We start from the raw sequence: 10805 nt of genomic DNA on the forward strand, positions 1-10805 counted from the left end.
GGCAGGCGCGAGAGAACATAGGCCTCGGGAGCGCCGATCAGCGCGCAGAGAACCGTGACCAGCAGCGCCAGACCGAAGGTGCGCGCGAAGATCTTGTGAAAATAGGGATCTCCCAGAACATCGACATAGTTGCTTAGCGTCCAGCCGGGCAAAACGCCCGCGGTAAAGTCATAGGCATGCAGGCTGAGCAGGAAGGTCAGTACCATGGGAACGCCCAGAAGGGCGGCAAAGAAGACCAGCCCGGGGGCGGTCATCAGATAGGCTGAAAAGCGGGACCCGGTCATCTACGCGGCCTCGGCAAAAAGCGTCATGGCCTCAGCCGGCCAGGAAATCCGGGCGACCTGTCCGCGCGCGAAACCCGGAGCGCCGGTATTGGTCTGCGAAACGAACAACTCACCCATCGGGCTGTCCACCCGGTAGAGCCAGCTCGCACCCAGGAAGATCGCGGCGCGGATCGTTGCCGGATGGCCGTCGCCGTCCGGTGCCAGACGGAATTTTTCCGGCCGGATCGACAGCGTCACCGTCTCGCCGGTCGTGTGTCCGTGACCGGGGGCAGGCAGCTCCTGACCGTCGACGGTGACGGTGTCCGGGCCGCAGGCGGTGCCGTTGATCAGGTTGGTCTTGCCGACAAAATCGGAAACGAAGAGGTCGGTCGGGCGTTCGTAAAGATCCAGCGGTTCGGCAATCTGGGCCATTTCACCGTCGCGCATGACGACGATCCTGTCCGACATGGACAATGCCTCTTCCTGGTCATGGGTGACCAGAATGGTGGTGACGCCGATATCCTGCTGCAGCAGGCGCAGTTCAATGCGCATGTCTTCGCGCAGCTTGGCATCCAAGTTGGAAAGCGGTTCGTCGAGCAGCAGCACCGGCGGCTCGATGACCAGCGCCCGGGCCAGTGCGACGCGCTGGCGTTGGCCCCCCGACATCTGCTTCGGGTAGCGGTCAACGAACCGGCCAAGCTTCACCTGATCCAGCGCCTTTCCCGCCCGTTCAAGCCGTTCGGCCTTGCCGATACCGCGCATTTCCAGACCAAAGGCGACATTTTCCAGCGCCGTCATGTGCGGAAACAGGGCATAGCTTTGAAAGACGATGCCGAGGCCGCGCTTGTTCGGTGGCGTCCTGGAAATATCCTTGCCGTCCAGCAGGATCTGCCCTGCCGTCGGTGTCAGCAACCCGGCAATCATCTGCAAGGTGGTGGTTTTGCCGCAGCCCGATGGCCCCAGCAGGGAAATGAACTCACCGCGCTCGATCGACAGGGTCATGTCTTGCACGGCGACAAAGTCACCAAAGGATTTGGTCAGGTTCTGAAGTGTCAGGAAGGCCATAAGTCGCGTCTCAGCTGCCGGAGGGGGATGCGCGGGAGCCGCGCATCCCGAAGGGGTAATCGATCAGTTCTCGATGCGCCGGGTCCACTGCTGTGTCCAGGCACCCCGTTCCTTGTTGACCACGGTGTAGTCAATTGTCACCAGCTTATCGACACGGCCGGGGCCGACCGGCAGGGCGCCGATTTCCTCGTCCGACAGTTCGGTGTCCTTGTGCACCGGACCCCAGCCCTTTTCGACGGCGAAGTACCGCTGCATTTCCGGCGAGACCATGAATTTCAGAAAGTCCTGCGCCAGTTCGGGAACGTCTGAGTTGACGACCGGACAGGCCGCGATCAAAAGATTGACCGCACCTTCATCCGGATAGGCAAACGCCCCCGGGAAGCCGGTGTCGGCAAGAGACTTCAGGCGGCCACTGCCCCAGACGGACAGAGCGATCTCGCCGTTCTGGAAAAGCTCCGACATTTTGCCCGAAGACGGTTCATAGACCAGAACGTTTTCGCCGATCTTGTTTTCGAACATTTCAAAGCCCGGCTCGATATCGGTTTCGCCGCCGCCATTCAGCTTGGCCGCCATGATCAGGGCATGCAGGCCATAGCCGTTGGTGATTGGCGGAATGGCGACCATGCCCTTGAACTTGGGATCGGCAAGGTCAGCCCAGGAGGTCGGCGCGTCCCAGCCCTTCTCCGCGAACAGATCCTTGTTATAGGCAAGGCCCGTGGCAACGATGCCGATGCCGACAGCCTTGTTGTCCGGCATGCGGGCAGCATCGTAAAGACCGTCGAATGTGTCGGCATCAACAGTATCGCAATAGCCGAAATTGATGGCCTGGGTCATCGGGCCGTCATCGATGAACGCGATGTCGATTTCCTGCGCGCCTTCCTGGGCGCGGAGCTTGGCAAGCGTGTCGGTGGAGTTGCCTGAAACGTAAACAACCTTGGCACCTGTCTTTTCCTGCCATTTCGGGATGATGACATCCTTGAACAGGGCCTCGGTGGAGCCGCCGTAAGCGGCCAGGTAAACGGTCTTTTCCTCTGCATTCACGACGGTGGCTGTCAGGGCCAGCGCCGCGGCGGTGCTTAACAATGCACGCATCTTGAATTCCCCTCATCTCTGGACGGATATCCAGTCACCTGGAACTGAAGGTCGTCTCACTTTTCAGCATGCTCAGAACGAGCTTCAGGTTCAAAAAAGGTGACCAGCGAGTCTCTGTTTCTCGTGTGGTTCTCGAATTTGAAATTCGCTTCGGAAGACGTTGCCTCAACAAGACGAACTTCAAAATCACCACACTCGTTTGATGCCGGATCGGAGTTCATATATCAAATTCCAATTTTTTCGATTATCATGCGCAAATGTTATGTTCTTTCGGACCACAACGGATCGCAGCATGAAGCTCAACCACCGTCAGCTCGACGCGTTTCGCGCCATGATTGAAACCAACAGCGTGACCGAGGCCGCCCGTCGCATTCTGGTGTCGCAACCGGCGGCAAGCCGCCTGATTTCGGATCTGGAGCACCAGGTCGGTTACCCGTTATTCGTGCGCAGCAAAAAACGGCTGACCCCGACACCCGAAGCGCTCACCCTGTTCGAGGAGGTCGAGCGCTCCTTCATCGGCCTGGAAACGATTGCCGAAGCGGCCCGGGAAATCGGAACCTACCGGCGCGGCACGCTGCATATTGCCGGCATGCCGGCCATGGCACTGGAATTTCTACCCTCGATCATCGGCAGTTTCTGCCAGGAGCGGCCGGACATTTCCGTCGCCCTGCAGATCCGCAGTTCACAAAAGGTCGCAGAGTGCATCGCCTCCCAGCAATACGACCTCGGCTTTGCCGAAATCAGCGTCAACCACCCGAGCGTTGCCTCCGAACTGCTGCTGACGGCCGCACAGGTCGCCATTCTGCCGAGGGACCATCCGCTGTCGAAGAAAGAGGTGCTGACCCCGGCGGACATGCACGGCGAACCGTTCATATCGCTCGGCATGGGCTATCCGACCCGGCAGAAGATCGATGCTGTTTTCGAAGCGGCGGGCGTGGACCGCAAGCTGCAGGTGGAAACCCAGCTGTCACTTGCCGCAGGCCACCTCGTCGCCAGCGGCACCGGCATCGCCCTCATCGATCCCATCACCGCCGCCCACCTGGAACGCCTCAACCTCGTCACCATCCGCCCCTTCACCCCGAAAATCCTCTACTCCTACCAGGCGCTCTACCCCAAACATAAACCGGTCTCCCGAATCGCCCGGCAATTCATGGAAATCGTCGGGAAGAGGCTGGATGAGTTTCGGGAGTGAGGGGGGGATTGCGCTCTTCGCGAGTGAACGGCCCACCTAGGTGCGGCGAGGGCTCGCATTACCTGAAGTTTGTGCGCTTTACAATTTCTGATCTTCATTTGATCATGTCACTACATTGTAGGTAGAGAGTGGTCTAGATATGGGCGAAGAGACAAATGATCTCGGAAGTCAGGCTCCGACAAAACTCACAATAGCGTTCTACACTTTGATCGGTTCATTGATTGGATCCGCGCTTACGTTCATTGCGGCGGTTGTTACAAGTATCCTGGGATTTTGGAATGACAATCGCGAACTTGATCTCAAGATGGTTGACGTGGCTCTGGCAATCCTGGCCGGTGAGAAAGGGGGGACTACGGAAAATCAACCGCCAGAAGCTCGAAGGTTTGCCATAAACGCATTGCGCAACAACTCTAATGTTGCAATGGATGAAATCCACTGGAACGCATGGATAGAGTCAAATGCACCTCTGAATATCGATAGATACCAAGGACTAGCAAGGTCTGATAGTGACAAGAACTTTGGACGCCCTGCCTCAGTCGAGGGTGTTTATAAGCTATGGTTCGAAGACACAGAAACCAACTGTACAATCCGTTTCAGTGTGGCCAGCGTCGTGGCAATTCCCGCAATTCAACTACAAAATTGTGATGAGACAACGTTATCGGATGCAAAGCGTTGGACGAAAGATGGTGACGGTGCTGTTGTCTATGATTCCAATCTTAAGGTACTAGCAAAAATTGCAGCGGAACCCAAAATTGGTGATGGGTACATTGGTGTTATTGAATCTACAGGCGAGGCTTTTTGGCTTCGTGAGCCATAGTCACCGGCGGCACTGACCTCGCCCTAGTCGACCCAGTCACCGCCTCCTACCTTGAGCAATTTAACCAGGTTGTTGTCCTCCCGTTCACCCCAAAGATCCACTACGCTTACCAGGCGCTCTACCCCAAGCACAAACCAGTGTCGCAGATCGCCATAAGGTTCGTGGATATTGTGGCGAAAAGGTTGGATGAGTTTCGGGAGTGAGGGGCATTTCCCCCGCCAAAGAATATAGACTCTAGAAAAGCGTAGATTGCCGATAGAAACGCTTGCTGCAAACAAATAACGCCAAAAGAGTTGAAACCTAATCATTCCATTTCTGGCTGAAAGGTTTGTGTGTCGCCAGAATTATTTACATAGCGACCCTCTCCCCGTAGATTGATCCAGTGTTGAGTTAGTGATTTTCTTTTTTCGAAGGAGACACTGATGAAGCGCAGATTTTCAGAAGAACAGATTATCGGCATTTTGAAGGAGCACGAGGCGGGTGTTTCGGCCAGGGAGCTTTGCCGTCGGTACGGCATGTCGGATGCCAGCTTCTACAAGTGGAAAGCCAAATTCGGCGGCATGGAAGTCAGCGAGGCGCGCCGACTTCGGGATCTGGAAGCTGAGAATGCAAAGCTGAAGAAGCTGGTTGCGGACCTGTCACTGGACAAGATGGCTCTGGAGGATGTTCTAAAAAAGATCTGAGCCCTGAAGCCCGCCGCAAGGTGGTCGAGCTCTTGAAGGCGTTTGGCCTGAGCGAGAGGCGTGCCTGCCGTCTTGCACATGCGGCACGCTCAAGCGTTAGGTATCGCTCCAGACGCCCCCAGGAGACGGCATTGAGACAGCGCCTGCGAGACCTAGCTGATCGCCACAGACGGTTTGGTCATCCCCGTCTGCATATCCTGCTGCGGCGCGAGAGCTTCAGGGCCAATCACAAGAAGACCCATCGCATCTACTGCGAGGAGAAGCTTCAGGTTTGCAAACGCAAACCAAAGCGAAGGTCGGCTGTCATGCGCCAGCCTATGACCGTGCCAACCAAGGCCAACATGCGATGGAGCACGGACTTCCTGCATGATCAATTGAGCAATGGTCGACGCATCCGGATCCTGAATGTGATCGATGACTATTCGCGTCAATGCCTGGCTAGCATCGTTGACACCTCGATCAGTGGTGTGCGGGTTGCCAGGGAGTTGAACAAGTTGATCACATGGCACGGACGACCTCTCGGTATAGTTTGCGATAACGGAACGGAGTTCACTTCCATGGCCATGTTCGACTGGTCGAAACGAACCGGGGTCGGCCTTCACTTCATCCGACCCGGCAAACCGAACGAGAATGCACTGATCGAAAGTTTCAACGGCCGACAAAGGGATGAATGCATGAACGAGAACCTGTTCTCGACCCTGGCAGAAGCCCGGCACATCATCGAAGACTGGCGGCAACACTACAACGCACTCAGGCCCCATTCGGCTCTGAACTGGCTCACACCAGAAGAATTCGCGAAAGGAGAGCAACCCGTATTGGACACCGCGGCATGAAAATGCCATCTCTCAAAAACTAACTCGAGACTGGCATCAGTCTGGGAAGAGCGTCGCTTGTGCAATCCGATAAAGAAAATCCCGGCTTTAAACCGAGTGCACGGAAAATGGCAAGTGCAGGAAGAGCCGACCTTCCCAAACCGGATGTCATTTGCCTTCACAGCTCTCAATCTCCGCAAAACCTGCCAACCCTGCATGTTGTGCATATCGCGGCGAATTGGCAGGATGAGCTTCGGGAGGGTGGGGAGGGGCCTTTCTTAGGCAAGCCTCTGAAGACGATAGGGTTCAAAGCCAACGGCGGGACCTGTCGGTTCAATGACCGCTTTGCCCCCCCAATCGGACGTTCTCTGTTTTGCAACATAATTCCGAGAGCTGACGTTTTTGCGATCAGAGCAAATCGCAGAAATGCTGACTGTGCCGTCGTTCACGAACTTAAGAAATGGCCTTTCGCAGGTCGCGACTTTACTTGTCGCGCTGTGTAAAGTTTTTCCCGATGCCCTAGAGGTTGCTCTTGCATTATCGGGCAGGTCGATCCACACTTCAGAGAAGTTACTTGCCATACGAAGCCCAGTGATGCGTCAATTCTTGTGCGCTGCAAAGCATAAGAAAGAGATGCTCCCTGAAAGCGTTTAAAGCACGATAGTCGGTTTGGAACTTGACGTATGCCAATTGTCTTCGCCCCTCGTATACCCATGTTCGGCTTCGATGCCTCAGCATCACCCAAGTGGCAAATGGTCCCGAGGGGGTGGGAGCGCACGCTTGTGGTGCGGGGGGCCGGAGCCCTGATCCCTGATTTGATCCCCAACGACATTGCCAGGATCACCTATCGCCGCGTCGGCGCCGATCATCATTTGACAATCAAAGGACTTAAGGTCGGCAAGGGGTATATTCGTTTTGTGCCGAACGCAGGATTTACGGGGCCCGTTCTCAACAGCGACATGCTCGAAATCTCGGTCAAGACCGAGGTCAAGATCAATACGGCATTCCACTATGTCAAAGACAACGCCGGCCACAAGACAAATCGCAACATTGGCGACCTCAACACCCTGATACGGGGCGTCAATCGATTGCTGGACACCCAGGCCAACGTGCGGATGTACAGAAAGAGCGCACGGATTATAACGGTTCCACAGAACCTGGGCGCCACCGTGCGGTTTTCCAGCCACCTGCCGGGTGTGGCCGCCGCCGAACATGAATGGGACGACGTCACGAACTTCGCTGACGCTGCCGCAGACTTCAATGTCTTCTTCGTATGGCAGTATGAGCAGGATGCGACACCTGCGGTCAACAACACCCGTGCCGGAACTTTGGCCGGTGAAAAAAACTGCCTGATGCAAGACGTTATCACCGGCTCAACCCATGCTGAAACCCTGGCGCACGAGACCATTCACCTGCGTGGGATCAGTCCGCACAGCGGCACTGCAACGCACCTGATCGCAAGTGGCGCGGTGCGAACGGGGCAGCTCATTTCGCGCGCTCAGGCCAACATTATCAATCCGTCGGGCACTTAATGGCTCGACACCGCAACCTGGCCAGATGTGCCGCATGGGCGTTTCTGTTCACCTGGCTTGCAGGAAGCACTATGGCAGACGACATGAACCTTGAGGCAGTTATCGAAACCGCGTTGGCTGGAGGCTCCTCGAAGGCTCTGGTAGAGGCAGGCCCAGCCGCCGTGGCACCCCTGGCTGCTCGCTTGGCCGCGGCGGAGACCGCCGACGCGAAATCGGACCTGGTGGATCTGTTGGCAGCCGTCGGCGGTGCAGAGGCGCTGGCGCCCGTGTTACCCTATATCGGCGCCCCAAACGCTGATCTGCGCGCTCGCGCCAGCGCTGCGGCGCTCAAATTCGTGTTGGCCCATGGCCCACCAGCCGACCCCGTCGCAGCCCAGCTTCGGGCCGCGGTAACGGCGGCTCTCGCGGCACCGGACGCGGAAGGGGGCGTATTGCTCCTGGGGGCATTGGTGCCCGGATCGGAGGCCGTTCTCTCGAACCACCTTTCCGGCACCCGCCTGGTTAAGGCGCAACCACAGGAGCCCACTGTTCCGGCAGCCTTGGCAGCGCGGCTGGCGCTATCGGCATTGGGTGATGGGCAAGCGCGGACCAGTTTACTGACACAAATTCCCCAGGCCGACCCTGACAGCATCGTATTCATGCTCAAGGCCTTACCTTTGATTGATGCGCCTGAGGTCCTGCATGCCCTTTCCGCATCCACCCTGGCCTCCGACGCACCCGTCGGAGAAGGGCGCCCCAGCGGACTTACACCTGCCCGTGAGGTGGCCGACGTCGCGGTCGAGGCGTTTGTAGCGCGTTTGAACCTCACTCCCAGCTTCGCGATCAAGCCGGGAGCCATCTATACGGCGGAACAACGGGCCGAGACCGCCAGGCTTATCGCCGCCTCCATCCCGAATTAGAGCGTATCGGTTCCAATTGGATCGGGGGATCTCATGAGCGTTGGTCGAAGCGAGCTCTAAGCGGGCCTTCGCTGCAATCTGCACGAATAACCTCTTCGTGCCTTCATTTCCGTCAATCTATTGCTGTGTGCTTTTTCCCGAAACCGGACCTCAACAGCCACACCTGATGATGTCGGCGAACAGGCAGTATCGGTCCTGAATTTTTACGATCAGGCCAAGTATCTATGTGTTGATTTTCAGGTGTCGGTAAGGTTCCGGATGCGACTTTCCCGGTGGTCGGGAAGCGGGCCAAAAAATTCCTCCGATTTCAATCGATTAATCTTGAAACTGCTTATGGACATTGTGTTTGCACAAGAGCTAAACACCGGGCGCGGCCTGGGGTCAGGACCCCAAAACCTGCCGATCAGTGCGCTGGAAAGACCATAAGGGAGTTGTTGGAAATGGCGGCTATGGATAATCACTTCGATAACTGGAAGGATCAACAGTCCGCCGCCGAGCAGATGATCCCTCTGGTGGGTCATCTCTACCGTGATTACGGCATCAACATCCGGATTTTTGGGCGGCGCCTTTTAAACAACTCCGCAATCGAGATCATCAAGGCACACCGTTATGGCCTGCAGATTACCGGGCAGGAGCTGGAAGTCTCCAAAAGTCTTGAAATCGTCAAGGCGATGCTTGAGATGGACCTCGCCGCGTCCCGCGTCGACCTCGGCAAGCTGTGCCACCGCTACATGGAACAGGGTGGCGATGTTTCGAGCTTCGTGAAGGAGCAACTTGCGAGCATCAACACCGGCAAAACCTCCATTTTGCAAGAGCCGCAAGACGTCGTTCTTTATGGTTTCGGGCGTATTGGCCGTCTGCTCGCCCGCATGCTGATTGAACGCGTCGGTGCCGGCAACAAAATGCGCCTGCGCGCAATTGTCGTGCGTGGCGGCAGGGACGGCGATCTCAAGAAACGCTCCAGTCTTTTGCGACGGGACTCCGTCCACGGCGCGTTCAGAGGATCGATCACGGTTGACGAAGAACAGAACGCAATTATCGCCAATGGCAATTACATTCAGGTGATTTATGCCAACTCGCCAGCCGAGGTGGATTACACCAAATACGGCATCCGTAATGCGTTGGTGGTCGACAACACGGGAATATGGCGCGACGAGGAAGGGCTTGGTCAACACCTGAAATGTCCGGGCGCCTCGAAGGTCATTCTGACCGCGCCGGGAAAAGGCAACATCAAGAATGTCGTCTATGGCGTGAACCATGGTGACGTTACCGAGAATGACGACATTCTGAGCGCCGCCTCGTGCACGACCAACGCGATCACGCCCGTGCTCAAGGTGATCAACGATGAGTTCGGGATCGAGAACGGTCATGTGGAAACCATCCACGCCTTTACCAATGACCAGAACCTGATCGACAACTACCACAAAGGGGATCGCCGTGGTCGGTCCGCACCTTTGAACATGGTGTTGACGAGCACAGGTGCGGCAAGTGCGGTGGCAAAGTGCCTGCCTGAAATGAAGGGCAAGTTGACCGGCAACGCTGTTCGGGTGCCGGTTCCCAATGTCTCCATGGCAATCCTGAACCTGAACCTTCAGCGTGAGACGACGGACACGGAAATGAACGACTACCTGCGAGGGGTTTCCGTACAATCCCCGATGCAGGACCAGATCGACTACACGGCGTCAACCGAGTTGGTCTCATCCGATCTGGTCGGCTCCACCCATGCCGGTGTGGTCGACAGCCAGGCCACGATCGTCGATGGCAACCGCCTCGTCCTCTACGTCTGGTATGACAACGAGGCGGGATACAGCACCCAGGTGATCCGGCTTATGCAAGAAGTCGCCGGGATGAAATACCCGTCAGTCCCTGAGTGATATTGGCTTCAACGGCCTAAAATGGGGCTAGGCCACGGCTTAGCCCCATAGGACTGTGCCAGTCACTGGTTGGATTTGAAGCCAGGCTCAAGCCCTCCTTTCAATTCATCCCACGCCTTTGACCGTTTCGCTGCCTCACCAGGGCCGGCTCCAATCACCCGTCCGGCAGGTTGACACGAATTCGGTGCCCGTCCGGGTCAAGGGCGACGAAGGTCAGGCCGAAGACGGCCTTCTCCAGCTCCTGTTCGATGACAATTGCGGCGTCTTTCCATGTCTGATGGAGGGTTTTGACCTCGTCTTCCGTTTCAACCTGGAAGGCCAGGTCTCTGACCAATTTGCCGTTCGCCAGAACTCGACCCAGTTGCAAAGGCGGACGTATGCTGACGCTCGAAGAAACGAACCTTCGCTCCCTCGAGATTGGTTTAGCGCAACGCGACTGCGGGCTTCCGACGGCCGTCTTTCAACGCGACAACCAGTGTTGCGACAACGATGAAACCTGAGGCGGCGTAAAATGTCGGAGCAGGCAGAATGTCAAAGAAAAGAACATCCGCAATGACGGCGAAAATGAGAGAGAGG

8 protein-coding genes and 2 pseudogenes are annotated in these 10805 nt (G+C 56.7%); 6 read left to right on the forward strand and 4 right to left on the reverse strand.

The window, feature by feature from the left end; genetic code table 11:
- The 3 genes and pseudogenes from K5905_RS17345 to K5905_RS17355 all read right to left on the reverse strand — a co-directional run.
- A pseudogene (locus K5905_RS17345) lies at positions 1 to 284 on the reverse strand (ABC transporter permease); the annotation flags it as partial.
- On the reverse strand, positions 285 to 1328 hold the full coding sequence (locus tag K5905_RS17350) for an ABC transporter ATP-binding protein (RefSeq protein WP_297586097.1): 1044 nt from the start codon (positions 1326 to 1328) through the stop codon (positions 285 to 287). It abuts the pseudogene before it with no gap.
- Between the two features lie 63 nt (positions 1329 to 1391).
- On the reverse strand, positions 1392 to 2420 hold the full coding sequence (locus K5905_RS17355; RefSeq protein ID WP_297586100.1) for an ABC transporter substrate-binding protein: 1029 nt from the start codon (positions 2418 to 2420) through the stop codon (positions 1392 to 1394).
- Between the two features lie 292 nt (positions 2421 to 2712).
- Between K5905_RS17355 and K5905_RS17360 the strand changes: the two genes are divergently transcribed.
- The 6 genes and pseudogenes from K5905_RS17360 to K5905_RS17385 all read left to right on the forward strand — a co-directional run bounded on the left by K5905_RS17360 (position 2713) and on the right by K5905_RS17385 (position 10229).
- Positions 2713 to 3612: a LysR substrate-binding domain-containing protein gene (locus K5905_RS17360; RefSeq protein ID WP_297586103.1), complete on the forward strand. Its 900-nt coding sequence runs from the start codon at positions 2713 to 2715 to the stop codon at positions 3610 to 3612.
- Between the two features lie 139 nt (positions 3613 to 3751).
- Positions 3752 to 4429, forward strand: a complete 678-nt coding sequence (locus tag K5905_RS17365; RefSeq protein ID WP_297586106.1) for a hypothetical protein — start codon at positions 3752 to 3754, stop codon at positions 4427 to 4429.
- A gap of 422 nt (positions 4430 to 4851) precedes the next feature.
- A pseudogene (locus K5905_RS17370) lies at positions 4852 to 5945 on the forward strand (IS3 family transposase).
- Between the two features lie 692 nt (positions 5946 to 6637).
- Positions 6638 to 7456: a hypothetical protein gene (locus tag K5905_RS17375; RefSeq protein WP_297586109.1), complete on the forward strand. Its 819-nt coding sequence runs from the start codon at positions 6638 to 6640 to the stop codon at positions 7454 to 7456.
- Positions 7456 to 8355 (forward strand): hypothetical protein, encoded by a 900-nt coding sequence (locus K5905_RS17380; protein ID WP_297586112.1) that lies wholly within the window; start codon positions 7456 to 7458, stop codon positions 8353 to 8355. Before K5905_RS17375 ends, K5905_RS17380 begins: the two co-directional genes overlap by 1 nt.
- A 440-nt stretch (positions 8356 to 8795) precedes the next feature.
- Positions 8796 to 10229, forward strand: coding sequence for a glyceraldehyde-3-phosphate dehydrogenase (locus K5905_RS17385; RefSeq protein WP_297586115.1), 1434 nt, complete (start codon positions 8796 to 8798; stop codon positions 10227 to 10229).
- A 154-nt stretch (positions 10230 to 10383) separates the two neighbouring features.
- Here the strand turns inward: K5905_RS17385 and K5905_RS17390 are convergent, their stop codons facing one another.
- The gene (locus K5905_RS17390) at positions 10384 to 10563 is read right to left on the reverse strand and encodes a VOC family protein (RefSeq protein ID WP_297586116.1); all 180 of its coding nucleotides are present in this window, start codon (positions 10561 to 10563) and stop codon (positions 10384 to 10386) included.
- Between the last annotated feature and the right edge of the window lie 242 nt (positions 10564 to 10805).

This window comes from Roseibium sp., assembly GCF_025698965.1.
Taxonomy (GTDB): Bacteria; Pseudomonadota; Alphaproteobacteria; order Rhizobiales; family Stappiaceae; genus Roseibium.

Bases quoted from the DNA above. Each gene is read 5' to 3' on its own strand.
- K5905_RS17350 (WP_297586097.1), bottom strand. From the start codon at position 1,328: ATGGCCTTCCTGACACTTCAGAACCTGACCAAATCCTTTGGTGACTTT.
- K5905_RS17355 (WP_297586100.1), bottom strand. From the start codon at position 2,420: ATGCGTGCATTGTTAAGCACCGCCGCGGCGCTGGCCCTGACAGCCACC.
- K5905_RS17360 (WP_297586103.1), top strand. From the start codon at position 2,713: ATGAAGCTCAACCACCGTCAGCTCGACGCGTTTCGCGCCATGATTGAA.
- K5905_RS17365 (WP_297586106.1), top strand. From the start codon at position 3,752: ATGGGCGAAGAGACAAATGATCTCGGAAGTCAGGCTCCGACAAAACTC.
- K5905_RS17375 (WP_297586109.1), top strand. From the start codon at position 6,638: ATGTTCGGCTTCGATGCCTCAGCATCACCCAAGTGGCAAATGGTCCCG.
- K5905_RS17380 (WP_297586112.1), top strand. From the start codon at position 7,456: ATGGCTCGACACCGCAACCTGGCCAGATGTGCCGCATGGGCGTTTCTG.
- K5905_RS17385 (WP_297586115.1), top strand. From the start codon at position 8,796: ATGGCGGCTATGGATAATCACTTCGATAACTGGAAGGATCAACAGTCC.